The organism is Ponticoccus litoralis, assembly GCF_039769985.1.
Lineage (GTDB): Bacteria > Pseudomonadota > Alphaproteobacteria > Rhodobacterales > Rhodobacteraceae > Ponticoccus > Ponticoccus litoralis.
The window spans coordinates 3,402,771-3,426,950 of record NZ_JBDNCH010000002.1 but is presented as its reverse complement, the minus strand read 5'-3'; the positions used below and the strand labels follow the sequence as shown (position 1 = coordinate 3,426,950).

The window sequence follows — 24,180 nt, the reverse complement described above, 5'->3', positions numbered from 1 at the left end:
TAACGCCCTGTTACCATACCCTGACCAGTTTCGATTTCCACTCAAGGTTGCCGATATTTCTGAACCCGCGTGATCTTCAGCGCATCTTCGCCATGCTCTGTGGCGGCGCGCACCCATTCCAGCAGCTCTTCTTCCGACAGGCTGTAGCGGTCGCGGGCCTGGTCCGGCGACAGCAGTCCGTATCGGACCGCCCTCACCACCGCCGCCTTGCGCGAGGCCACCCAGCGCCGGGTTTCCGAAGATGGCAGATCGGCCCGCGTCATGACCGAGCCATCCGGCAGCTTGACGGCCCGCGGACCGTCCACTTTCTTGAGGTACATGGGCAGCTCTCCGAACCGTGAACACGGCCCATAAAGCCCGGCGGGATTTAACGACGGCTAAAACCGCCCCTTGAGAGTGTGTCGGATTTTCCTATATTCGCGCGGAACCTTCAGGATATGTCCCATGCCCCTTGATACGCGCCCGCTGAACTCGCTGGGCCTGCCGAAACCGCCATCCGAAACCCGCGTCGTCGTCGCCATGTCCGGCGGCGTCGACAGTTCGGTCGTGGCCGCGATGCTGAAAGAGGAAGGCTACGACGTGGTCGGCGTGACGCTTCAGCTGTACGACCACGGCGCCGCGCTGGCCAAGAAGGGCGCCTGCTGCGCGGGCATCGACATCCACGACGCGCGCCGCGTGGCCGAGGAAATGGGCTTTCCGCATTACGTGCTGGACTACGAGAACATCTTCCGCGACGCGGTGATCGAGGAATTCGCCGAAAGCTACCTTGGCGGCGCCACCCCGGTGCCCTGCATCCGCTGCAACGAGCGGGTGAAATTCAAGGACCTGCTGGAAACCGCGAAGGACCTCGGAAGCCGACTGCATGGCCACGGGCCACTACATCCAGCGCCTGGCCGGGGAAAACGGCCCGGAACTGCATTCCGCCGCCGACGCCAACCGCGACCAGAGCTACTTCCTGTTCTCGACCACGCCCGAGCAGCTGTCCTTCCTGCGCTTCCCGCTGGGCCACCTGCCCTCGAAGGACGCGACGCGCGAGCTGGCCGCGAAATACGGGCTCGCCGTGGCCGACAAGCCGGATCTCGCAGGACATCTGCTTCGTGCCCGACGGCAATTATGCCAGCGTGATCGAGAAACTGCGCCCCGGGGCCGCCGAGCCGGGCGAGATCGTCCACGCCGACGTACCGCGTTCTGGGCAAGCACCGGGGTGTCATCCACTACACCATCGGCCAGCGCCGCGGGCTGGGCATCGGCGGGCTGTCGGAACCGCTCTACGTGGTCCGCCTCGACGTCGACAGCAAACGCGTGGTCGTGGGCCCCAAGGAGATGCTTGCCACCCGCACCGTCCCGGTGCGCGAGATCAACTGGCTGGGCGACGCGCCCTTCACCAGCCGCGCGGAATGGCACCTGTCGGTCAAGGTCCGCTCGACCCGCCCCCCGCGCGAGGCGGTGATCCGCCCGCTGTCGGAGACCACGGCAGAGGTCGAGCTTCTGACGCCCGAGGAAGGCATCAGCCCCGGACAGGCCTGCGTCTTCTACGACCCCGAGGGCACGCGGATCTTCGGCGGCGGCTGGATCTGGCGCGGGCAGTAGCCGCGACCCGCGCCCGAAACGCCTGACACAGGCGCAAGACCGGACCGCCCGGCGACAGGCTTGCATCGCGCCCCCTCTCGGCCACAATCTGAACAAGCGTTCATTTCACACCGGGAGGGAGGCCGCGATGGATTTTGCGCTGAGCGAGGAGCAGACGGCGATCTTCGACATGGCGCATGGCTTCGGACAAGAGGCCATCGCCCCCAACGCCCGCCAGTGGGAGGCCGAGGGCACGATCCCCAAGGATCTCTGGCCGCAGCTCGGCGCGCTTGGCTTCGGCGGGCTCTACGTCAGCGAAGAGGCGGGCGGCGCCGGTCTGACGCGCCTCGATGCGACGCTGGTCTTCGAGGCACTCTCCATGGCCTGCCCCTCTGTCGCGGCCTTCCTGTCGATCCACAACATGTGCGCGCGCATGATCGACGCCTATGGCAGCGACGAACTGAAAGGCCGCTTGCTGCCCGGCGCCGTGGCCATGACCACCGTGCTCAGCTACTGCCTGACCGAACCCGGCTCCGGCTCGGACGCCGCCGCGCTGAAGACCCGCGCCGAGAAAACCAACGAGGGCTACCGCCTGACCGGCACCAAGGCCTTCATCTCGGGCGGCGGCTACTCTGACGGCTACGTGACCATGGTGCGCACCGGCGTGGATGGGCCGAAGGGGATCTCGACGGTCTATGTCGAGGCGGGCAGCGACGGCCTGTCCTTCGGCGGGCTCGAGGACAAGATGGGCTGGAAATCCCAGCCCACCCGGCAGGTGCAGTTCGACGCCTGCCCGGTGCCGCACGGCAACCTCGTCGGAACCGAGGGCGACGGCTTCAAATACGCCATGGCCGGGCTGGACGGCGGTCGCCTGAACATCGCCGCCTGCTCGCTGGGTGCCGCGCAACAGGCCCTGACGCAGACCCTGCAGTACATGGGCGAACGGCAGGCCTTCGGCCAGAGCATCGACCGTTTCCAGGCGCTGCAATTCCGGCTTGCGGACATGGAGACAGACCTTCAGGCCGCCCGCATCTTCCTGCGGCAGACCGCCTGGAAGCTCGACACCGGGGCGCCGGACGCCACGGCCTTCTGCGCCATGGCCAAGAAACTGGTGACGGAAACCGGCTCGCGCGTGGCGGACATGTGCCTGCAACTGCACGGCGGCTACGGCTACCTTGCCGACTACGGCGTGGAAAAGACCGTCCGCGACCTGCGCGTGCACCAGATCCTCGAAGGCACCAACGAGATCATGCGCCTGATCGTGGCACGCCATCTCCTCTCGCGCTGACGCAAATTCCTTCGAAGGAATTTGCAAAAGTTTTCGAAAACTTTTGCCCCCGAAAGACGCACCCTTGTCCGATATCCAGATCCGCACCGAAGGCCGCGCCGACCGCATCACGCTGACCCGCCCGAAGGCTCTCAATGCCCTGACCTACGCCATGTGCACCGCCATCGAAGAGGCGCTGGACCGCTGGCGCAACGATGACAGCGTCGCCCTGGTCCTGCTCGACGCCGAGGGCGACAAGGCCTTCTGCGCGGGCGGCGATATCGCCGAGATGTACCGCACCGGCACGGCGGGCGACTACGATTACGCGCGCCGCTTCTGGCGCGACGAATATCGCCTGAACGCCAAGCTGGCCGACTACCCCAAGCCGATCGTGGCTTTCCTGCAGGGCTTCACCATGGGCGGCGGCGTGGGCCTCGGCGGCCATGTCTCGCACCGGATCACCGGCGAAAGCAGCCAGATCGCAATGCCGGAATGCGGCATCGGTTTCGTGCCGGACGTGGGCGGCACCTATCGCCTTGCCCGGGCACCGGGTCGCCTTGGCGCCTATCTTGGCCTGACCGCCGCCCGCATGGGGCCCGGCGATGCGATCCATGCGGGGTTTGCCGACAGCTTCGTGCCCGAAGCGCGCTGGCCCGACCTGAAGGCCGGGCTGGTCCGCTCGGGCGATCCCGACGCCATCGCCGCCCAGAGCGATACGCCGCCCGACAGCCCGCTTGCCGCGGCGCAGCCAAAGATCGACGCGGATTTCGCGGGCACCGACCTGCCCGCCATCCTCGACCGCTTGAAGGCCTCCGGCACGCCCCTCGCGCAGCAGGCGCTCAAGGCCATGGGGCGCAACGCGCCCCTGTCCATGGCAACGACCCTGCGGATGCTGGACTGTCTTGGCCCCGATGCCACGATCCGCGACGCGCTGGAGCTGGAATACCGCGTCAGCCACCGCATCATGGAACAGGGGGACTTCCCGGAAGGCATCCGCGCAGCCATCATCGACAAGGACCGCAGCCCGCGCTGGCGTCACGGTGCCGATTCCGTCCCCGCCGGGGCCGTCGAGGCGCTGCTGGCCCCGCTTGGCCCCGACACGCTGACCCTTGAGGAGGACTAGACCATGCAGATCGCCTTTATCGGACTGGGCAACATGGGCGCGCCCATGGCCGCCAACCTCGCCAAGGCGGGGCACGCCGTCACCGGCTTCGACGTCGCGGGCACCACGGCGGAGGGCGTCGCCAAGGCCCGGACCGCCGAGGACGCCGTGGCCGGCGCCGAGGTGGTCATCACCATGCTCCCCAACGGCGAGATCCTGCGCGACGTCGTCGCCGGGATCGTGCCGCATATGACCGAGGGCGCGGTGCTGCTCGACTGTTCCACCGTCGACGTGGCCTCGGCCCGGGCGGTGGCGGAACTGGCGGGGGCCGCGGGCCTCGGAACCCTCGACGCGCCGGTGTCCGGCGGCACCGTCGGCGCGACCAACGGGACGCTGACCTTCATGGTGGGCGGCGACGAAACGGCCTTCGAGACCGCCCGGCCGCTGTTCGAGATCATGGGCCAGAAGGCCGTTCACTGCGGCGCCTCGGGCAACGGTCAGGCTGCCAAGATCTGCAACAACATGATCCTCGGGGTCACCATGATCGCCACCTGCGAGGCCTTCGCGCTGGCCGACAAGCTGGGCCTCAGCCGCGAGGCCATGTTCGATGTGGTTTCCACCTCGTCGGGCTATTCCTGGTCGATGAACGCCTATTGCCCGGCGCCGGGAGTCGGCCCGCAAAGCCCCGCCGACAACGGCTACAAGCCCGGTTTCGCCGCCGAGCTGATGCTGAAGGACCTGCGGCTGTCCCAGCAGGCGGCAGAGGCCGCCCATGCGCAGACCCCGATGGGCCGCGCCGCAACGGATCTGTATCGCAGCTTCGTCGAGGACGAGGACGGCGCAGGCCGCGATTTCTCGGCCATGCTGCCGCGTTTCGAGAAACTGAACCGGGGCTGACCGGCGCCGGGAACCCCCTGCGGTGCCGGCGCGTTGGCTGGCAACCTCGGGGGAGCTGATGTCAGCCACACACACACCAAAGACCATCGCGATCCCGCTGGTCGGGATCTTTCTCATTCTCTTCGTGCAGGGCCTGTCCAGCGGCGCCAGTTTCCTGATCCCGGTGACCTCGGCGATCCTCGCCTATTTCGTGCTCAGCCGCCCGCGCCGCTGGCTGTCGCAGCGCGGGCTGCCGAACGGTCTGGTCGCCCTGGGGTTCACGCTGCTGATCCTGCTTCTGGTGGTCGGCGCGCTGATCTATTTTGCCGAGCCGGTCAGCGATCTTCTGCGCCGCCTGCCCTGGCTGGTGCGCGACGTCCAGCGCGAGATCGGCAGCCTGTCCGACAGCCCGATCCGCGCCGTGGCCGAGGCCGCCGACGCCATGAACGCGATGATCGATACCGACGAGGACGGCGACGGCAAGATGAAGGTCGAGGTCGTCGAGGAAGGCTCTGCCTCCAAGCAGATCCTCTTCCTTGCTCCCATGGTGCTCAGCCAGGTGCTGTTCGCGATCATCTTCCTGTATTTCCTGCTCGCCTCCGGCGACTTCTTCCTGCGCCGCATGATCGAGTCGCTCGACCGGGTCGAGGACAAGTCCCGCGCGCTGGAGGTGGTGGAAACCATCGAACTGCGGCTGGGCCAGTATCTGGGCGCAATCACGGTGATCAACGCCGGGCTGGGCCTGAGTGTCGGCACCCTGATGTACCTCTGGGGGATCGAGCAATACATGGTCATCGGCGTCATGGCCTTCGCCCTGAACTTCGTGCCCTATGTCGGCGGGCTTGTCGGCACCTGCATCGCCGTGCTGCTGGCCTTCTCTCAGGGAGAGTCCTTCTGGGTACTCGTCGGCGCGGGGGCCTCTTACGCTGCGGCCACCGGCCTTGAAGGCCAGCTGATCACACCCTCGCTGGTGTCGCGCCAGATGCGGCTGAATGCGCCGATCCTCTTCCTTGTGGTGGCCTTCTTTGCCTATATCTGGTCGATCATCGGCATGATCGTCGCGGTGCCGATCCTGATCGTCATCAAGATCTTCTGCGACGAGATCGCGCCCCTGCACAATGTCGGCCATTTTCTTGGCGGCGCCGAGGCCGAAGAGGATTTCGACGTCGACGATACAACGGTGATGCCGCAGCCCGCTCCGGTCGAGGGTCTGGCGTCCTCCCATATCGAGGCCGGGCGGGAGGCGCATCGCGGCTGACCGCAGGGCGCCGCCGCCTGCCCCGATCCTGCGGATTTGATTCACATCATATTCAAATTATAAAATTCGTTTAGGCTGCGTGGAGGTACCCAACCCAGGAGATCTTACGATGTTTGCAAAGAACATGGGCCAGACAGACCGCATTATCCGCGCCGTGATCGGTGTCGTGGCCATGATCCTATTCTTCACGCTCGCGGGCGGGCTGAAATGGCTGGCCCTGATCGTGGGCCTGCTGATGTTGGCCACCGCAGCCATGGGCTCTTGTCCGCCCTACCGGCTGCTGGGGATCAACACCTGCAAGAATAGATAACGCCCGGCAGCCGGACCGCCCGCTGCAGGACAATTTTTCTCTTCTCGGCCCCCTTCGGGGGAACGCAATCTTTGCGACCTGCGTTGCCCCCCGAAGGAAAGGCATCGCTCATGGAAAAGATCATTCTGGGAAGCGTCGTCGCATTTGCGCTGACGACCTCTGCCCTGTCCGCAAATCCGCTCTTCCAGCCCCATGCGGGCGACACCGCCGTGGCGAGTGACCCCGTCTGGCTCGCGAAGAACGAGAAGGGAAACGGCCATAAGCCCTTGGTCAAGGGGAGCGGAAAGCCCGAGAAGGCCAAGGGCAAGCCCGAGCATGCCGGCGGAAACAAGAAGCCCAAGCCTGGCGGAAACGGCAATCCCCAGGCGGCTGGCGGCAAGCCGGACAAACCCGGCAAACCCGCCGCGACCGAGAACGGCAACGGGCAGGGCAAGGCCAAAGCCAAGGCCGGTCCCAAATGGAGCGAGCCCGAACGGCAGGAGCAGGTCAGGCGCTTGGTCGGCACCTCCGCCCCCGAAGGCCGCGACATGGTCCGCATCCTCGGCCTGGCGGCGCTGGCCCTCGCCACGCCGCAGCTTGTGGTGGCGGATGTGCCCGACGACGAACTGATCGGCTATGCCAACTGCCCGCCGGGTCTGGCCAAGAAGGATCCGCCCTGCGTTCCGCCCGGTCTCGCGCGCAAGGGCGTGACCTCTGAGGAATGGCTGGGCTACGACGCGGACCGCTACGACGAGATCTGGATCGAGCGCCGCAGGTCGCTTCTGGATGCCTACGATATCCCCGGGGTCGACGGGCTTCTGTTGCGCTCGGACGAGATTGCCGAGCTCTACGGGCTTGCGCCCGCGCCCGAGGGGCAGCGCTACGCGCTGATCGACGGTCTGCCGATCCTGCTTGATCGGGACGATTACACCGCGCTCTTGCTGCTGAACGAGCTGGCCGAGGTCGCGCGGCTGGACGACGGGTTGCGCGTCGCGCCGACCGCCGCCCTGACGCAACGCGAGCTGATGAGCCTGTATCGCCTGCCGCAATTGGCCGATGGGCAGAACTACAGCGTGGTGAACGGGCAGATCCTGCGCCTCAGCGACAGCGAGTACGAGATGCTGCAACTGATCCGGATCGCGCGCGCGGTGCTCTGATCCGCGCCTCTTCCAGCCCGTGAACGACGAAGGGACCCCTTTCGGGGTCCCTTTTCATGTCTGCCGCAACAGCCGCACCGAAAAGAGCGCGGCTTACTCTGCCGCGACCTTCTTCCGGGCTTCCAGCATCGGTTTCAGGTAGCGGCCCGTGTGGCTGCGCTCGACCTCGGCCACCTGTTCCGGTGTGCCGGTCGCCACGATCTCTCCACCGCCGTCGCCGCCTTCGGGGCCAATGTCGATCAACCAGTCGGCGGTCTTGATGACGTCGAGGTTGTGCTCGATCACCACGACCGAATTGCCCTGCTCCACCAGTTCATGCAGCACTTCCAACAGCTTGCGCACGTCTTCGAAGTGCAGCCCGGTGGTCGGTTCGTCAAGGATGTAAAGGGTCCGGCCGGTGGACCGCTTCGCCAGTTCCTTCGACAGCTTCACCCGCTGCGCCTCGCCCCCCGACAGCGTCGTCGCCTGCTGGCCGACCTTGATATAGCCAAGCCCCACGCGCATCAGCGCATCCATCTTGTCGCGGATCGAGGGCACCGCCTTGAAGAACTCTTGCGCATCCTCGACCGTCATATCAAGAACGTCCGCTATGCTCTTGCCCTTGAAGCGAATTTCCAAGGTCTCGCGGTTGTAGCGCGCGCCCTTGCAGGTCTCGCAGGTGACGTAGACGTCGGGCAGGAAGTGCATCTCGATCTTGATCACGCCGTCGCCCTGACAGGCCTCGCAGCGCCCGCCCTTGACGTTGAACGAGAAGCGACCGGGCTTGTAGCCGCGCGCCTTGGCCTCTGGCAGACCGGCGAACCAGTCGCGGATCGGCGTGAAGGCCCCGGTGTAAGTCGCTGGATTCGAACGCGGAGTCCGCCCGATGGGGCGCTGATCGATGTCGATGACCTTGTCCAGATGTTCCAGCCCCTTGATGGTCTCGCAGGGCGCGGGCGTCTGGCGGGCACCGTTCAGCGCCATCGAGGCGGTCTTGAACAGCGTTTCGATGGTCAGGGTCGACTTGCCGCCGCCGGACACCCCGGTCACGCAGACGAACTTGCCCAGCGGGAACTCTGCCGTGACCTCCTTGAGGTTGTTGCCGGTGGCCTTCACGACCTTCAGCTTTTTCTTGTTGCCCTTGCGCCGTACCGTCGGCACCGCGATCTCGCGCGTGCCCGCCAGATACTGCCCGGTCAGGCTGGCCGGGTCGTTGGTGATCGTCTCGGGCGTGCCATGGGCCACCACCTGCCCGCCATGCACCCCGGCACCCGGCCCGATATCGAAGACGTAATCCGCCTCGCGGATCGCTTCCTCGTCATGTTCGACCACGATCACCGTATTGCCCTGATCGCGCAGGTTTTTCAGCGTATCCAGCAGCCGCGTATTGTCGCGCTGGTGCAGCCCGATAGAGGGCTCGTCCAGCACATACAGCACCCCGGTCAGGCCGGACCCGATCTGGCTGGCCAGCCGGATGCGCTGGCTCTCGCCCCCCGACAGCGTGCCCGCATTGCGCGAGAGGGTCAGATACTCCAGCCCCACGTTGTTCAGGAACCCCAGCCGCTCGCGGATTTCCTTGAGGATGGCGCGGGCGATCTCGTTCTTCTGGTTGGTCAGGTTGGCGGGCACCGTCTGGCACCAGTCGAAGGCCTGCCTGATCGACATTTCAACGACTTGCCCGACGTGCCTCAAGTCATCCCGCGACCCGATCCGCACCGCCAGGGCCTCTTCCCGCAGGCGATAGCCACCGCAGGCACCGCAGGGGCGATTGTTCTGATACCGCTCGAACTCTTCCCGGATCCAGGACGAATCCGTCTCGCGATAGCGCCGCTCCATATTCGGAATGACACCCTCGAAGACGCGGGTGACATTGTAGATGCGCCCGCCCTCGTCGTAGCGGAAGGCAATCTCCTCCTCGCCCGAGCCGTACAGAAACACCTGCTGCACATGCGCCGGAAGATCCTTCCACCGCGCGTTCTTGTCGAAATCGTAGTGTTTCGCGATGGCGTCGATGGTCTGCAGGAAATACGGCGACTTGCCCTTGCGCCAGGGCGCCAGCGCGCCGTCCTTGATCTTCAGCGTCTGGTCCGGCACCACCAGCCGCTCGTCGAAGAACAGCTCTACCCCCAGACCGTCGCACTCGGGACAGGCACCGAAGGGCGCGTTGAAGGAAAACAGCCGTGGCTCGATCTCGGGAATGGTGAAACCGCTGACCGGACAGGCAAAGTTCTCGGAGAAGGTGATGCGCTCGGGCTCACCCTCCTTGGCGCCGTTTCGAGGATGGCAATGCCATTGGCAAGGTCCAGCGCCGTGCGGAAGCTGTCCGCCAGCCGGGTCTCCATCCCCTCGCGCACCACGATCCGGTCGACCACCACGTCGATGTCATGGCGGAACTTCTTGTCCAGCGTCGGCGGCTCGTCCAGCTCGTAGAAGCTGCCGTCCACCTTCACCCGCTGAAAGCCCTGCTTGCGCAGTTCTATGAATTCCTTGCGGTATTCGCCCTTCCGGTCGCGGACGATCGGCGCCAGAAGATAGCCGCGGGTGCCCTCTTCCATGCCCATGACCCGGTCGACCATGTCCTGCACCTGCTGCGCCTCGATGGGCAGGCCGGTGGCGGGCGAATAGGGGGTGCCGACCCGGGCGAACAACAGCCGCAGGTAATCGTAGATCTCGGTCACCGTGCCCACGGTCGAGCGCGGGTTCTTCGAGGTCGTCTTCTGCTCGATGGAAATCGCCGGCGACAGGCCGCTGATGTGGTCCACATCGGGCTTTTCCATCATGTCCAGGAACTGCCGCGCATAGGCCGAAAGCGACTCGACATAGCGGCGCTGCCCCTCGGCATAGATGGTGTCGAAGGCGAGGCTGGACTTGCCCGAGCCCGAAAGCCCGGTGATCACCACAAGCTCATCCCGCGGAATATCCACGTCGATATTCTTGAGGTTATGCTCGCGCGCGCCGCGCACCTCGATATGCTTGAGTTCTGGCATCGCTCGTTCCCCGGTCTCGGCAGTGGTTAAGACATAGTTGAAATGACTCGCGGCGCCAATCGGAAAAGAAGAACGCAACAGGAACACTTGCGCGATGCCAAAAGGACGGTCAGGAATTCCGTCCTTGCCCGGACAGGCGGCGCTGCGCCACTGTGCCCGCACGTGAACCGACCGGGAGATTTCACCATGCAGGCTCGCCTGATTTATGCGGCGGCGCTGACCGCGCTGCCCTTTGCCGCGTCCGGGCAGGACTATGCCAATTCGATCCTCGTGCTTGATGCCTCGGGGTCGATGTGGGGCCAGATCGAGGGCGTGACCAAGATCGAGATCGCGCAGGGCGTGGTCGGCGACCTGCTGAACACCCTGCCCGAAAGCCAGCGCATCGGCCTGACCGCCTATGGCCACCGCACGCGCGGCGACTGCAGCGACATCGAGACGCTGGTGCAGCCCGGCGACAGCTCTCGGGCGCAGATCGCGGCGGCGGTGAACGCGCTTCAGCCGCGCGGCAAGACGCCGATGACCGACGCCGTGGTGCAGGCCGCCGAGGCGCTGAAGTACACCGAGGAGGCGGCCACCGTGATCCTCGTCTCGGACGGGATCGAGACCTGCAACCCCGACCCCTGTGCCGCCGCCCGGGCGCTGGAACAGGCGGGCATCAACCTGACCGTGCACGTGGTGGGCTTCGACGTCACCGATCCCGAGGCGCGGCGCCAGATGCAGTGCCTTGCCGACGAGACCGGCGGGCAGTTCCTCTCGGCTGGCAATGCCACGGAACTGGGCTCCGCGCTCGAAGAGGTCACGCAGGCGGCGCCCTCCTACACGGTGACCTTCGTCGCCATCGAGGGCGAGAACGGCCCGCAAAGCACCGACACGCTGATGTGGGACATCCAGCGCGGCGAAGAGATGCTGGCCGAGTTCGAGCCGGGCGCAACCCTGACCAAGGCGCTGACCGATGGCCGCTACAGCGTCTCGGTGATGCGCCCGCTGGACGAATCCACCGCAGAGGCCACCTTCGACGTATCGGGCGCCGAGCAGACCGTGACGCTGGTGCTGCCCTCGCTTCTGCCCGATGCCACCGTCAGCGGCCCGGCAGAGGCCACTGGCCGGCGCCACCATCCCGGTTGACTGGACCGGCCCGAACACGGATGGCGATTACATCGACGTCAGCCCGCTGGATGACACTGGATACATCAACTACGCCTACACCCGCGACGGCACGCCCGCGCAGCTGGTCATGCCGCCCGAGGCCGGCGATTACGAGATCCGCTACATCATGCGCGACGGGCGCACGGTGCTGGCGACGCAGGCGGTGACGGTCACGCCCGCGCCCGCCTCGATCGAGGTCGCCGAAACCGCCCCGGTCGGCGCCACGATCCCCGTGACATGGGAAGGCCCGAACTACGACGGCGACTACATCTCCGTCGCCCCGCTCGAGGAAGGCGGCTACATCAACTACGCCTATACCCGCGACGGCTCTCCGGCGCAGCTGGTCATGCCGCCCAAGCCGGGCACCTACGAGGTGCGATACGTCATGCGGCAGGACCGCACGGTGCTGGCCAGCCGCATCGTCGAGGTGACAGAGGTCGCCGTGACGCTGGACGCGGCAGAGACCGCCGCCGCAGGCGCGGCCCTGCCGGTGACCTGGGACGGCCCGAACTACGACGGCGACTACATCTCGGTCGCGAAACCCGGCGACAACGGCTACGAGGCCTATGCCTATACCCGCAACGGCAGCCCGGCCTCGGTCACCATGCCCGCCGCGCCCGGCACCTATGAACTGCGCTACGTGATGCGGCAGGACCGCACGGTTCTGGCCTCGCGCACGGTCGAGGTCGGCGCGGTTTCCGCCGCGCTGGACGTGGCCGAGACCGCCCGCGCCGGCGCCCCGATCCTGGTCGGCTGGGAGGGCCCCGGCTACGAACCCGACTACATCTCCGTCAGCAAGGCCGAAAACGAGGGCTACGATTTCTACGCCTATACCCGCAACGGCAACCCGGCGCTCCTGCAACTGCCCATCGAGCCCGGCGACTACGAGATCCGCTACATCGCCGCCAGCGACGGCAAGGTCGCCCTGACCCGCAAGACCATCACCCTGACCCCGATCGAGGCCACGGTGGAAGCCCCCGCGACCGCCCCGCGCGGCGGCTCGCCTCGGCGTGACCTCGGGAGGGGCCGGACTACAAGGGCGACTTCATTTCCGTCGCGGTCGCGGGCGACCCGGACAACAAGTATGCCGCCTATACCTACACCTCCGAGGACAGCCCGCTGCAGGTCAAGCTCCCCGACCTGCCCGGCAACTACGAGGTCCGCTACGTGACCGGTCAGGACAAGAAGGTCCTCGCCAGACAGGCCGTGACCATCGAATGACCCCAAACGGGCCGACCCCATACCGGTCGGCCCGCCCCGGTCCCGGCAAAGCCCGAACAATCGGCGCGACCAGCCCTTCTTCTGTCCCTAAATATCCTGGGGGAGCGCGCGCAGCGCGCGGGGGCAAAGCCCCCCGGTCGCCTGCCGCAGGGCAGGCGACACCCTTCTCAGCGATACAGCAGCGACCGCCCCTCGTGGAACAAATGCACCTTCCCGGGCGCCGCCCTCAGCGACACCTGCCGCCCGCGCATGTCGCGGTGAATACCCGGCAGCTTGCCGATCACCGCCTCCTGCCCCGCAGCCTTCCCGAAGTACAGCAGCGTCACCTCTCCCAGCGCCTCGGTGAAGGCCACCGTTCCGGTAAAGGCCGCCTGCCCCGGCTCGGCGGTCACGAAGTCCTCGGGCCGGATACCGACGTTCACCGCCAGCCCGCTGTCGGCATCGGTCGTCGGATAATCCGAGACCGCCGTGCCGCCGCCCTCCAGCGCCACGGTGGTCTGCGCGCCGGTCGCCGTCACCTTCCCGGGCAGCAGGTTCATCGCGGGCGAGCCGATGAAGCGCGCCACGAACTCGCTCTTGGGCTTCTCGTAAAGCTCCAGCGGCGCACCGACCTGCGCGATGCCCTTGTCGGCCAGCACCACGATGCGCGAGGCCAGCGTCATCGCCTCGACCTGGTCGTGGGTCACGTAGATCATCGTGCGGTCGGGCATCTGCTCCTTCAGTTGCGCGATCTCGATGCGCGTCGCCACCCGCAGCGCCGCGTCGAGGTTCGACAAGGGCTCGTCGAAGAGGAAGACCTTGGGCTCGCGCACGATGGACCGCCCGATGGCGACCCGCTGCCGCTGCCCGCCCGAGAGCGCCTTGGGCAGGCGGTCGAGGTAGGGTTCCAGCTGCAGCATCTTCGCCGCCCGCGCGACCGAGGCCTCGATCTCTGCCGCCGGCTTCTTCGCCAGCTTCAGCGCAAAGGCCATGTTCTCGCGCACGGTCATATGCGGATACAGCGCGTAGCTCTGGAAGACCATGGCGATGCCGCGCTGCGCGGGCGGCACGTCGTTGACCACCTGCCCGTCGATTTCCAGCCTGCCGCCGGTGATCTTTTCCAGCCCCGCGATCATCCGCAACAGCGTCGACTTCCCGCAGCCAGACGGCCCGACGAAGACGATCAGCTCGCCCTGCCGGATGTCGAGGTTGATATCCTTCAGGACGTTGACCGTCCCGCCATAGGTCTTCTCGACATCCGTCAGTTTCAGATTGGCCATAGGTCCTCCCCCTTCGACCGCGGTTAACCCGCCTTCAACGCCAGCGCAGGCTGCCACGGCCCGAGATGCAGCTTGCCGTCCGGCGCCGGTGCCGCGCTGCCCAGCTCCTGCCCGATCTGATGCCAGCCCCCCGCCGGCATCGCGATGGTCGCCGGCTCGGGGCTGAGGTTGATCGCGACGAAGATCTCCTCGCCGCCGCCGATGCGCGTGAAATGCACCACCTCGCCGGTATGCGAGACGCCACCGTGGTCACCGCCGATCAGCGCCGGATGCGCGTGCCGGAAATGGATCGCCTTGCGGTAATGGTGCAGCAGCGCGCCCGGCTCTTCCTCCTGCACGGCCACCGCGCGGTTCAGATGCTCGTGGCTGACCGGCAGCCAGGGGTGGCCACTGGTGAAGCCGCCGTTCTGGTTCGACTGCTCCCAGACCATCGGCGTGCGGCAGCCGTCGCGGCCCTTGAACTCGGGCCAGAACTCTATGCCATAGGGATCCTGCAGATCCTCGAAGGCGACATCGGCCTCGGGCAGGCCCAGCTCTTCGCCCTGATACAGGCAGGCAGAGCCGCGCAGGGTCAGGATCAGCGTGGCATAGGCGCGCTGCGCGGCGGGCGTCAGATCCCAGCGCGTGACATGGCGCGGCACGTCATGGTTGGAAAACGCCCAGCAGGCCCAGCCGTCCGAGGCGACCCGATCCACCTGCCCCATCACATCCGCCACGCGGGCGGCGGTCAGCTGGTCCCCGGCGAGGAATTCGAAGGCGTAGCACATATGCGCCTTGTCATGACCCGAGGTGTATTCGCCCATGATCTCCAGCCCGCGCTGCGCGTCGCCGACCTCTCCGACGCAGGTGGTGCCGGGGTATTCGTCCAGAAGCGCGCGGAACCGCTTGAGAAACTCGAGGTTCTCGGGCTGGTTCTTGGAATAGAGGTGTTCCTGATGATTATAGGGGTTCACCGAGGGCGCGATATTGGCGTTGCGCTTTTCGGGCGGCAGCGCGGGATTGCTGCGCAACTTCTTGTCATGGATGTAGAAGTTGATCGTATCCAGCCGGAAGCCGTCGACGCCGCGATCCAACCAGAAGCGGGTGACGTCCAGAAGCGCGTCCTGCACCTCGGGGCAGTGGAAATTCAGGTCCGGCTGCTCGACGAGGAAATTGTGCAGGTAATACTGCTCGCGCCGCGCATCCCATTGCCAGGCCGGGCCGCCGAAGATCGACAACCAGTTGTTGGGCGGCGTGCCGTCGGGCTGCGGGTCGGACCAGACGTACCAGTCGGCGCGCGGGTTGCCGCGGCTGGCGCGGCTTTCCATGAACCACGGATGCTGCGCCGAGGTATGCGACAGCACGAGGTCGATCATCACCTTCAGCCCCAGCGTATGCGCCATCTCGACCAGCGCATCGAAATCCGACAGCGAGCCGAACATCGGATCGACGTCGCAATAATCGCTGACGTCATAGCCGAAGTCCTTCATCGGCGAGGTAAAGAAGGGCGAAATCCAGATCGCGTCGACGCCCAGAGAGGCCACATGCGGCAGCCGCGCCGTGATGCCGTTGAGGTCGCCGATGCCGTCGCCGTTCGAATCCTGAAAGCTGCGCGGGTAGATCTGGTAGATGACCGCGCCGCGCCACCAGTCCTTGTGTTTGCTGCTCATCTCTGTCCTTTCCCGGCGGGTGCCTGTCCCGCCGTCTTTCCACAGGCCGGGCCTCTCGCCCTGCATTACTTCACCGATCCCGCCAGCAAGCCGCGCACAAGGTAACGCTGCATGGCGAAGAAGACCGCCAGCGGCACCGCGATACTGACGAAGGCGGTCGTGGCGAGGATCTCCCAGTTGCCGCCGCGCGTGCCCAGAAGCTCGACGATCTGGTTGGTCATCACCGTGGTCTGCCCGGTGGCGTCGATCAGGAAAACCTTGGCCACCAGAAGGTCGTTCCACGTCCAGAGGAACTGGAAGATGGCAAAGCTCGCCAGCGCCGGAAACGACAGCGGCAGGATGATCTTGGTGAAGATCTGGAACTCTGTCGCGCCGTCCACGCGGGCGTTCTCGATGATGTCGCGCGGCAGGCCGACCATGTAGTTGCGCAAGAGGTAGACCGCCAAAGGCAGGCCAAAGCCCGTATGCGCCAGCCAGACCCCCAGGTAGCCCTTCCCGATGCCGATATTCAGGTGCAGCTTCAGCAGCGGGATCAGAGCCAGTTGCAAGGGCACCACCAACAGGCCGACCACGAAGGCGATCAGCAAAGCCCGGCCCGGGAAATCCATCCAGGCCAGCGCATAGGCCGCGAAGGCCGCCACGACGATGGGAATGATCGTCGCCGGGATCGTCACCGTCAGCGTGTTGAAGAAGGCCTTGCCCATGCCCTCGGCGCTGTTCGAGAACAGCAGGTAGCGGTAGTTGTCCAGCGTGAACTCGGGCGGGGTGGTGGCGGTGACAAAGACCCGCTCGCCGCGCCGCCCCGCCATCTCGACCTGCGATTCCAGCCGGTAATCGCCGTTTTCCATCACCGTGATGCGCTCGCCGCCGCGCATCTCGGCGGTATCGCCGGGCCGGTAGGCCGCCACGTCGCGCGCATTTGTCCCCCATGCCGAGATCGGCGCCGGGGCCACACCCTCCTGCGCGTAGAGATTGCCCTCGATGACGAAAAGCGCGCCCTCCTGCACCTGCTCTGACGGCGCGGCGGTGCGCAGGGTCAGGCTCTGCTCGGTGGGAACCAGCGCCTTCCACCAGCCCGAGCCGGAGATCTGGTCGGCGGTCCGGAAGGACGAGACCAGCAGCCCCACGGTCGGAAACAGCCAAAGCGCCACCAGCAGCACGACAGAGATATGCACCGCCCATGTCAGCGAGGATTTGGTGCCTGCAATCGTGTCCATCTCTCCGCCCCCTACCGCATTTCCCGGCGCGCGTTGCGCACGTTCCAGACAAGGATCGGTGTCACCAGAACCATGATCACGATGGCCGAGGCCGACCCCACACCCCAGTCGTTTGCGCGGAACAGCTTGTCGTACATGTAGTTGGCCAGCACCTGCGTCTGCCATTGCCCGTTGGTCATGGCAAAGACGATGTCGAAGACCTTCAGAACGACCAGCGTGATCGTCGTCCAGACCACCATGATCGTGGACATGATCTGCGGCACCTTGATCCTGAAGAAGATCTGGAAGGGGTTGGCGCCATCGACGATGGCGGCCTCGACGGTTTCCTCGGGGATGCCGCGTAGGGCCGCGCTCAGGATCACCATGGCAAAGCCGGTCTGGATCCAGATCAGCACGATCATCAGGAAGAAGCTGTTCCAGAACGGGATCGTCAGCCATTGCACCGGCCCCTCGCCCGACAGCCAGACATAGACCGCGTTCAGCACCCCGATCTGCTCGGACCCTTCCGGGCGGGCGTCGTAGACCAGTTTCCAGATCACCGCCGCGCCGACGAAAGAGATCGCCATGGGCATGAAGATCAGCGACTTGGCGATATTGCCCCATTTGATCCGGTCGGTCAGCTGCGCCGCCAGCAGGCCGAAGGCGGTCGAGGCGGCGGGCACCACCACCAGCCACAGCATGTTGTTGCGCATCGCCTCCCAGAACTTCGGCTCGGCCATCATGCGGCTGTAGTTGTCGAAGCCGACGAAGGCCCCACCCTGCGCGCGGCTGGTGAAGGACAGGCGCAGGGTCTCGAAGACCGGGTAGGCAAGGTAAAGCGTCAGCGCAAAGAGCGCCGGAAACAGGAACAGCCAGGGCCGGACCATGTTGGCGCGGTTGATATTGCGCCCGGCGTTCGGCCCCTTCGCCGGGAACAATACCCGGTCCAGCAGCATGTTCGAGAAGTAGAAATAGCCGAGACAGGCGCCGACGCCGATCACGATGGTCAACAACCCAAGCAGCGCCGGATGCATGGCCTTTCCTCCCCCGGTGTCGGGTGGCGGGGACCGGTCCGGCCCCCGCCCGCCGCCTTACTTCAGCGCGTCCCAGCTTTGCTGGATCTCGCCCGCCACGTCCTGTGCCGACTTGCCACCGACATATTCCACCATGCCGGTCCAGAAGGTGCCCGCGCCCACGCCACCGGGCATCAGGTCAGAGCCGTCGAAGCGGAAGGTGGTCGCGTTGGTCAGCACCTCGCCAAGGGCGCGCTGGGTGTCGTCGATATAGGCCTCGGGGTTGGCTGCGGTCAGCGGCGTCAGAAAGCCGGGCTGCGCCATCATCACCTCATGCGCGAAGGGCGTCTGCAGGAACCGCAGGAAGGCCTGCGTGGCCGCGCTGTCCTTGGTGACGCCCATCAGCGTGCCCGCGCCCAGCACCGGCTGGCCCAGGTCCTTGCCCTCGTAGGCCGGGAAATAGAAGAAATCCGCGTCCAGACCGACCTCTGTGCCTTCGGGGAAATAGGCCGGGATGAACGAGGCCTGACGGTGCATCATGCATTGCGGCGGCGCCTCGAAGAGGCCCTTGGGCGAGTCGCGGAAATCCGTCGCCGCCACCGACCCGGCACCACCAGCCACGTAATCGTCGTTCAGCGCGAACCAGCCGAATTCCTCGATTGCCCCCACCACCTCGGGCGAGTCGAAGGAAAGCTCGTTGCTGACCCATGCGTCATAGGTCTCGGGCGGCTGGGTGCGCAGCATCAGATCCTCGACCCAGTCGGTCGCGGGCCAGCCGGTCGCACCGCCCGACCCCAGCCCGATGCACCACGGTGTCTCGCCGTCCGCGACCATCTGCTCGGTCAGGGCCTTCAGCTCTTCCATGGTCTGGGGCACCTCGTAGCCGAAGTCCTCGAAGGTCTCGGGCACGTACCAGACCAGCGACTTCACGTTGACGTTGAAGAAGAAGCCGTAAAGCGCGTCCGTGCCGTCGGGCCCGGCGGCGGTGCCCAGATCGACCCAGGACTGGCCCGCGGCGTAGTTGTCCGTCACCCAGCCTGCGGTCTCTTCGCCCAGCGGTGTCAAAAAGCCACCTGCGGCCATATTGGCGGCCAGCCCCGGCTGCGGGAAGACGGCGATGTTGGGCGGCGATCCGGCCTCGGCGTCGATGACGATCTGCTGCTCCATCGAGATCCGACCCGACATAGGTGGCGTTCGCCCCCGTCGCCTCGTTGAACAGACCCACCAGAATTTTGAAGGCCTCGGCCTCTCCGGCCAGCCAGGGGCCAAGGATGGTGACGCTTTCGCCCGAAAAATCGCTGGCCTCGGCAAAGGCGTCGTAGCCGTCCCAGTCAAAGGGCCCCTCGCCCGGCGTCGGCATGGTCTGCGCCTGCGCCTGCGCCGTGCCCGCGACAAGCGCCGCAAGGGCCAGGCCGAGATAAAGCCGTCTCTTCATGGTATCTCCTCCCGCCGGGGCAGCCGCCCAAGGCCACCTGCCCCTTTTGAAATCCAAGGACGCCTGACCCGCTTTAGCCAAAGCGCTTTGAGTGCAGTCACACTTTCTGACTCGCCCCATCCTGTCAACCAGACATAACTTATTCGTAAAGGAATTTCACGCTGCAACGCAGCTACCAGCGCCGCGATGCGGCATCACCCGGGTGCATGGAATGCCTTGAATAGCCGAAGCGCTTTGGGTCATATGAAGCCATGAACCTGAAGCAACTCTCGGAACATCTGAAGCTTTCGCAGACCACGGTCAGCCGCGCCCTGAACGGCTACCCCGAGGTCAGCGAGGCCACCCGCCAGCGGGTGATGAAAGCCGCGCGCGACCTGCACTACAGCCCCAACCTGCGCGCCAAGGGCCTTGCCACCGGGCGCGCGCAGGCCATCGGTCACGTGCTGCCGATTTCCACCCAGCACGAGATGGTGAACCCCATCTTCGGTGACTTCATCTCGGGCGCCGGGCAGGCCTATGCCGGGGCCGGCTACGAGATCGTCATCAGCCTTGTCGGCGACGACGACGAGGAAGCCGCCTATCGCAACATCCGCCTGCGCGGCAGTGTCGACGGCATCATCGTGCACGGGCCGCGCATGAAGGACCCGCGCATCCCGCTGCTGACAGAGCTTGGCCTGCCCTTCGTGGTGCATGGCCGCGCGTCGCAGATCGACACGCCCTATTCCTGGCTCGACACCAACAACCTGCGCGCCTTCACCCGGGCGACAGAGTTCCTTCTGGATCTCGGCCACCGCCGGATCGGGCTGATCAACGGGCTGGAGTTCATGGACTTCGCCTTCCGCCGCCGCGAGGGCTATGTCACCGCCCTGACGGCGCGCGGACTTGCCCCCGACCCGGCGCTGATGCGGTCCGGCGAAATGACCGAGGTCTACGGCTTTCGCAGCGCGCAGGAGATGCTGGCCGGGCCGGATGCACCGACCGCCTTCCTGGCCTCTTCGATGATCGCCGCGCTTGGCGTGCGCCGCGCGATCCACGCCGCCGGGCTGGAGATGGGGCGCGACGTCTCGGTGATCACCCATGACGACGACCTCGGCTATCTCGGGAACGGGCAGGATGTGCCGCTCTTCACCGCGACGCGGTCCTCGGTGCGCGCCGCCGGGACCCGCGCCGCCGAGATGCTGCTGCAGCTGATCCGCGAGCCGGGGCATCCGCCCCTGACCCAGATGATGGAGGCCGAACTGATCATCGGCAGCTCCACCGGACCGGCCCGCCGCTGAGGAGAGACATGCGACACAAGCGATCCGACTTCCCCGAGGGCTTTCTGTTTGGTGCCGCCACCTCCAGCTATCAGATCGAGGGCCAGTCCTTCGGCGGCGCCGGGCGCACCCATTGGGACGATTTCGCCGAGACGCCGGGCAATGTGGTGCGGGGCGAAACCGGCGCGCGAGCCTGCGACCATTACCACCGCTACGCCGAAGACCACGACCTGGTCGCGGCAGCGGGCCTCGATGCCTACCGCTTCTCGATCAACTGGGCGCGGGTGCTGCCCGAGGGGCGCGGGGCGGCGAATGCCGAGGGTCTCGATTTCTACGACCGGCTGACCGATGCCATGCTGGAGCGCGGGCTGAAGCCCTGCGCGACGCTCTACCACTGGGAAATGCCCTCGGCACTGGCGGACCTGGGCGGCTGGCGCAACCGCGACGTGGCGCAGTGGTTCGGCGATTTCACCGAACTGGTCATGCGGCGGCTGGGCGACCGGATGTTCTCTGTCGCACCGATCAACGAGCCCTGGTGCGTGGCCTGGCTGTCGCATTTCGAGGGCCACCATGCGCCGGGCCTGCGCGACATCCGGGCGACGGCCCGGGCCATGCACCATGTGATGCTGGCCCATGGCACCGCGATCCAGCGGATGCGCGGGCTGGGCATGGGCAACCTCGGCGGGGTCTTCAACCTGGAATGGGCCAGCCCCGCCGACGACAGCCCCGAAGCGCAGCAGGCGAGCCGCCCGCCACGACGCGATCTACAACCGCTGGTTCATGGGCGGCGCTTTCAAGGGCGCATACCCCGCGCTGGCGCTGGAGGGGCTGGAGCCGCATATGCCGGCGGGCTGGCAGGACGACTTCGGCACGATCACCGCGCCGCTCGACTGGTGCGGGATCAACTACTACACGCGCAGGGTGCTGGCCCCGGCCCCCGGCCCATGGCCGCATCTGCAACCCGTGGAAGGCCCGCTGCCCAAGACCTTCATGGACTGGGAGATCTACCCCGACGGCCTGCATGCCTTCCTGACCCGCACGGCGCGGGACTACACCGGCGACCTGCCGCTTTACGTGACCGAGAACGGCCTTGCCTCTTCGGACGAACTGCACGGTGAAACGATCGACGATCCCTGGCGCAGCGAATTCCTCGACGCGCATCTCGACGCCTGCCGCCAGGCCATCGCCGAGGGGGTGCCGCTGAAGGGCTACATGATCTGGTCGCTGCTGGACAATTACGAATGGGCGCTGGGATACGAGAAGCGCTTTGGCCTTGTCCACGTCGATTTCGACACGCTTGAGCGCAGGCCGAAAACATCCTACCACGCGCTTGCCGAGGCACTGAAAGGCTGACCCCCCATGCGAGACGCGCTCTCTGTCGTGGCCGATATCGGCGGCACCAACACCCGCGTCGCACTGGCGCGCGGACCGCAGGTGCTGACCGACACGATCCGGCGCTACCGCAATGCCGAACACCCCGGGATCGCGCCGGTGCTGGAGGATTTCCTGTCGCGCCACGACGCGCGGCCAGAGGCCGCCTGCGTCGACATGGCCGGGCCGGTGAAGGACGGGGTCGGCACGCTGACGAACCTCGACTGGCGCGTCGATGCCACGGCGCTGCAACAGGCGACCGGCGCGGGGGTCGTGGCGGTGCTGAACGATCTTCAGGCGCAGGGCCACGCGGTGGCCCATATCGCCGGCGACGCCCTTGTGCCGGTGCTGCCCGGCGCCGCCGCCGCCCCGGATGCCGCCCGGCTGGTGGTGAACGTGGGCACCGGGCTGAACGCCGTGCCGGTGTTCCGGCAGGCCGGGCTGACGCTGGTGCCCGCCGCCGAGGCCGGGCACCTGACCCTGCAGGCGCTGAACGACGAGGAGATGCGGCTGCTGAAATGGATGCAGGCGCGACACGGCAATACCGGGATCGAAGAGATCCTGTCCGGCCGCGGGCTGGAACGGCTTTACGCCTGGGCCTGCGAGGACGAGGGCGCGGGAAGGCCGCTGGAGGCTGCCGCGATCATGGCGGCCTATACCGCCGGAGAGGCCCGGGCGGCGCGGGTCGTCCGGATCTTCGTGCGCTATCTCGCGCGCTATACCAGCGACCTCGCCCTGATCACCCTGCCCTTCGGCGGCATCTACCTTGTCGGCGGCGTGGCGCGCCACCTCGGGCCCCACCTCTTGGACGCGGGCTTTGCCGAGGCCTTCGCCGACAAGGGCCGTTTCGCCGATTTCATGGGACAGTTCCCCGTGCACCTGGTGACGGATGATTACGCGGGGCTGCGCGGCTGCGCGGGCCATATCGCCGAACGGCTGCCCGGGTGAATGTGGTTTCGCCTGCCCTGCGGGCAGGCGACCTAGCCGGGGAGGCTCTGGCTCCCCGGACCCCTCCGAGGTATTTTGGGACCAAAGAAGCACGGGATCGCCCGGGCCCGCGCGACCCCGAGCCGACCGTCGGCGGCCGAGCCCTCGGGGTGTTGCACCGGGCACAGGGCGCCGGACCTGACGGTGACAGCCGGGCGGATCGGGGCCGCGCCGGTTTGCGCCCCGCTCTTGCACCCCGGCGGGAAACCTGCGTCTTGTCCGCGCGCAACCACCCCGGAGGCCCCATGATCCTGCGCGCCATTTCCCTGATGATCCTCGCCATGGCCCTGCTGGCCGGATCCGACGTCTTCTTCAAGCTCTCGACGGCGCTGGCGCCAGCCGGGCAGGTCATGACGCTGGTGAGCCTTGGCGGCACCGCCGCCTTTGTCGCGCTGGCCGGCGCGATGGGCGCCCCGGTCTTCGGTCGCGACGCCCTGCATCCGCTGGTCATGCTGCGCAACGGGCTGGAGATCCTCGCCGCGATCGGATTGCTGTATGCGCTGAAATACGTGCCGCTGCCGATCTTTGCCGCGATCATGCAGGGCGGGCCGCTGGTCGTGGTTCTGGGCGCCGCGATCTTCCTGAAGGAGCAGGTCGGCTGGCGGCGCTGGACCGCCGTGGGCGTCGGCATCCTGGGCATGCTGCTGGTGATCCGCCCCTTCGGCACCGGCTTCACCGGGCATGAGTTCTGGGCCATCCTCGGCGTCGTCAGCCTGGCCGCGCGCGATCTGGTGACGCGGCTTTCGCCGCCGCATATCCCCTCGCTGGCCATTTCGACCCGGGGCTTCGCCGCGACGATCCCGGTGGGGCTGGTGATCTGGAGCATGGAGGGCCTGCCGCCACAGCTGGAGGCGCCCGCGCTATGGGCCATCGCCGGGGCGATCCTGTTCACCACCACCGGCTATCTTGCCATCACCACCGCCATGCGGCTGGCCCCGGCCTCGGTGGTCTCGCCCTTCCGCTATGCGCGGCTGGTCTTCACCACCGGGCTGGGCATCCTGATCTTCGGCGACCGGCCCGATGCCATGACGCTGCTGGGCGCCGCCATCATCCTCTGCGCCGGGCTCTACACCTTCCTGCGCGAGCGCCGCCTTGCACGCGAGGGCGAGACCGGTGCCTGAGAGCGTTTCCCCGACCCGTTATCGCTAACGCCGTAACATTTG

General features: G+C 66.6%; 16 protein-coding genes and 4 pseudogenes. 13 read left to right on the top strand and 7 right to left on the bottom strand.

The window, feature by feature from the left end; genetic code table 11:
- Window positions 1-41: 41 nt before the first annotated feature.
- Window positions 42-320, bottom strand: a complete 279-nt coding sequence (gene sciP / locus ABFB10_RS18000; RefSeq protein WP_347167544.1) for a CtrA inhibitor SciP — start codon at window positions 318-320, stop codon at window positions 42-44.
- 124 nt (window positions 321-444) lie between these two features.
- Between sciP and mnmA the strand changes: the two are divergent.
- The 7 genes and pseudogenes from mnmA to ABFB10_RS17965 all read left to right on the top strand — a co-directional run bounded on the left by mnmA (window position 445) and on the right by ABFB10_RS17965 (window position 7,518).
- Window positions 445-1,590, top strand: a pseudogene (mnmA, locus tag ABFB10_RS17995) (tRNA 2-thiouridine(34) synthase MnmA).
- A gap of 127 nt (window positions 1,591-1,717) precedes the next feature.
- Window positions 1,718-2,857, top strand: a complete 1,140-nt coding sequence (locus ABFB10_RS17990) for an acyl-CoA dehydrogenase family protein (RefSeq protein WP_347167543.1) — start codon at window positions 1,718-1,720, stop codon at window positions 2,855-2,857.
- Between the two features lie 64 nt (window positions 2,858-2,921).
- Window positions 2,922-3,959: an enoyl-CoA hydratase/isomerase family protein gene (locus ABFB10_RS17985; protein ID WP_347167542.1), complete on the top strand. Its 1,038-nt coding sequence runs from the start codon at window positions 2,922-2,924 to the stop codon at window positions 3,957-3,959.
- Between the two features lie 3 nt (window positions 3,960-3,962).
- Window positions 3,963-4,835, top strand: coding sequence for a 3-hydroxyisobutyrate dehydrogenase (gene mmsB / locus ABFB10_RS17980; RefSeq protein ID WP_347167541.1), 873 nt, complete (start codon window positions 3,963-3,965; stop codon window positions 4,833-4,835).
- Window positions 4,836-4,893: 58 nt separating this feature from the next.
- Window positions 4,894-6,072 carry an AI-2E family transporter gene (locus ABFB10_RS17975; protein WP_347167540.1) on the top strand — a complete coding sequence of 393 codons (1,179 nt, stop codon included), beginning with the start codon at window positions 4,894-4,896 and terminating at the stop codon, window positions 6,070-6,072.
- A gap of 109 nt (window positions 6,073-6,181) precedes the next feature.
- Window positions 6,182-6,382 carry a YgaP-like transmembrane domain gene (locus ABFB10_RS17970; protein WP_206565522.1) on the top strand — a complete coding sequence of 67 codons (201 nt, stop codon included), beginning with the start codon at window positions 6,182-6,184 and terminating at the stop codon, window positions 6,380-6,382.
- A gap of 110 nt (window positions 6,383-6,492) precedes the next feature.
- Window positions 6,493-7,518 (top strand): hypothetical protein, encoded by a 1,026-nt coding sequence (locus ABFB10_RS17965; protein ID WP_347167539.1) that lies wholly within the window; start codon window positions 6,493-6,495, stop codon window positions 7,516-7,518.
- A gap of 93 nt (window positions 7,519-7,611) precedes the next feature.
- Here ABFB10_RS17965 and uvrA read toward each other — a convergent pair.
- A pseudogene (gene uvrA, locus ABFB10_RS17960) lies at window positions 7,612-10,484 on the bottom strand (excinuclease ABC subunit UvrA).
- 186 nt (window positions 10,485-10,670) lie between these two features.
- On the opposite strand from uvrA, the gene ABFB10_RS17955 reads away from it, so the two are divergent.
- Together ABFB10_RS17955 and ABFB10_RS17950 are read left to right on the top strand one after the other, a co-directional pair.
- Window positions 10,671-11,609, top strand: a complete 939-nt coding sequence (locus tag ABFB10_RS17955; RefSeq protein WP_347167538.1) for a vWA domain-containing protein — start codon at window positions 10,671-10,673, stop codon at window positions 11,607-11,609.
- Window positions 11,554-12,801 (top strand): hypothetical protein, encoded by a 1,248-nt coding sequence (locus ABFB10_RS17950; protein WP_347167537.1) that lies wholly within the window; start codon window positions 11,554-11,556, stop codon window positions 12,799-12,801. Before ABFB10_RS17955 ends, ABFB10_RS17950 begins: the two co-directional genes overlap by 56 nt.
- 217 nt (window positions 12,802-13,018) lie before the next feature.
- On the opposite strand, the gene ABFB10_RS17945 is transcribed toward ABFB10_RS17950, so the two are convergent.
- The 5 genes and pseudogenes from ABFB10_RS17945 to ABFB10_RS17925 form a co-directional block, all read right to left on the bottom strand.
- The gene (locus ABFB10_RS17945) at window positions 13,019-14,110 is read right to left on the bottom strand and encodes an ABC transporter ATP-binding protein (RefSeq protein ID WP_347167536.1); all 1,092 of its coding nucleotides are present in this window, start codon (window positions 14,108-14,110) and stop codon (window positions 13,019-13,021) included.
- 23 nt (window positions 14,111-14,133) lie between these two features.
- Window positions 14,134-15,759, bottom strand: coding sequence for an alpha-amylase family glycosyl hydrolase (locus tag ABFB10_RS17940; RefSeq protein ID WP_347167535.1), 1,626 nt, complete (start codon window positions 15,757-15,759; stop codon window positions 14,134-14,136).
- 65 nt (window positions 15,760-15,824) lie between these two features.
- On the bottom strand, window positions 15,825-16,976 hold the full coding sequence (locus tag ABFB10_RS17935) for a carbohydrate ABC transporter permease (protein WP_347167534.1): 1,152 nt from the start codon (window positions 16,974-16,976) through the stop codon (window positions 15,825-15,827).
- Between the two features lie 11 nt (window positions 16,977-16,987).
- On the bottom strand, window positions 16,988-17,989 hold the full coding sequence (locus tag ABFB10_RS17930) for a carbohydrate ABC transporter permease (RefSeq protein ID WP_347167533.1): 1,002 nt from the start codon (window positions 17,987-17,989) through the stop codon (window positions 16,988-16,990).
- 57 nt (window positions 17,990-18,046) lie between these two features.
- Window positions 18,047-19,403 (bottom strand): annotated as a pseudogene (locus ABFB10_RS17925) (ABC transporter substrate-binding protein).
- Between the two features lie 251 nt (window positions 19,404-19,654).
- On the opposite strand from ABFB10_RS17925, the gene ABFB10_RS17920 reads away from it, so the two are divergent.
- The 4 genes and pseudogenes from ABFB10_RS17920 to ABFB10_RS17905 all read left to right on the top strand — a co-directional run bounded on the left by ABFB10_RS17920 (window position 19,655) and on the right by ABFB10_RS17905 (window position 24,138).
- The gene (locus ABFB10_RS17920; RefSeq protein ID WP_347167532.1) at window positions 19,655-20,680 is read left to right on the top strand and encodes a substrate-binding domain-containing protein; all 1,026 of its coding nucleotides are present in this window, start codon (window positions 19,655-19,657) and stop codon (window positions 20,678-20,680) included.
- A gap of 8 nt (window positions 20,681-20,688) precedes the next feature.
- Window positions 20,689-22,012 (top strand): annotated as a pseudogene (locus ABFB10_RS17915) (GH1 family beta-glucosidase).
- Window positions 22,013-22,018: 6 nt separating this feature from the next.
- Window positions 22,019-22,978: a glucokinase gene (locus ABFB10_RS17910; RefSeq protein WP_347167531.1), complete on the top strand. Its 960-nt coding sequence runs from the start codon at window positions 22,019-22,021 to the stop codon at window positions 22,976-22,978.
- A gap of 284 nt (window positions 22,979-23,262) precedes the next feature.
- Entirely contained in the window at window positions 23,263-24,138 is an 876-nt protein-coding gene (locus ABFB10_RS17905) for a DMT family transporter (RefSeq protein WP_347167530.1), read from the top strand.
- Window positions 24,139-24,180 lie beyond the last annotated feature (42 nt).

Excerpts from the sequence above, each read along its gene's own strand:
- sciP (WP_347167544.1), bottom strand. The coding sequence starts at position 320 with ATGTACCTCAAGAAAGTGGACGGTCCGCGGGCCGTCAAGCTGCCGGAT.
- ABFB10_RS17990 (WP_347167543.1), top strand. The coding sequence starts at position 1,718 with ATGGATTTTGCGCTGAGCGAGGAGCAGACGGCGATCTTCGACATGGCG.
- mmsB (WP_347167541.1), top strand. The coding sequence starts at position 3,963 with ATGCAGATCGCCTTTATCGGACTGGGCAACATGGGCGCGCCCATGGCC.
- ABFB10_RS17975 (WP_347167540.1), top strand. The coding sequence starts at position 4,894 with ATGTCAGCCACACACACACCAAAGACCATCGCGATCCCGCTGGTCGGG.
- ABFB10_RS17970 (WP_206565522.1), top strand. The coding sequence starts at position 6,182 with ATGTTTGCAAAGAACATGGGCCAGACAGACCGCATTATCCGCGCCGTG.
- ABFB10_RS17965 (WP_347167539.1), top strand. The coding sequence starts at position 6,493 with ATGGAAAAGATCATTCTGGGAAGCGTCGTCGCATTTGCGCTGACGACC.
- ABFB10_RS17955 (WP_347167538.1), top strand. The coding sequence starts at position 10,671 with ATGCAGGCTCGCCTGATTTATGCGGCGGCGCTGACCGCGCTGCCCTTT.
- ABFB10_RS17950 (WP_347167537.1), top strand. The coding sequence starts at position 11,554 with ATGCCACCGTCAGCGGCCCGGCAGAGGCCACTGGCCGGCGCCACCATC.
- ABFB10_RS17945 (WP_347167536.1), bottom strand. The coding sequence starts at position 14,110 with ATGGCCAATCTGAAACTGACGGATGTCGAGAAGACCTATGGCGGGACG.
- ABFB10_RS17940 (WP_347167535.1), bottom strand. The coding sequence starts at position 15,759 with ATGAGCAGCAAACACAAGGACTGGTGGCGCGGCGCGGTCATCTACCAG.
- ABFB10_RS17935 (WP_347167534.1), bottom strand. The coding sequence starts at position 16,976 with ATGGACACGATTGCAGGCACCAAATCCTCGCTGACATGGGCGGTGCAT.
- ABFB10_RS17930 (WP_347167533.1), bottom strand. The coding sequence starts at position 17,989 with ATGCATCCGGCGCTGCTTGGGTTGTTGACCATCGTGATCGGCGTCGGC.
- ABFB10_RS17920 (WP_347167532.1), top strand. The coding sequence starts at position 19,655 with ATGAACCTGAAGCAACTCTCGGAACATCTGAAGCTTTCGCAGACCACG.
- ABFB10_RS17910 (WP_347167531.1), top strand. The coding sequence starts at position 22,019 with ATGCGAGACGCGCTCTCTGTCGTGGCCGATATCGGCGGCACCAACACC.
- ABFB10_RS17905 (WP_347167530.1), top strand. The coding sequence starts at position 23,263 with ATGATCCTGCGCGCCATTTCCCTGATGATCCTCGCCATGGCCCTGCTG.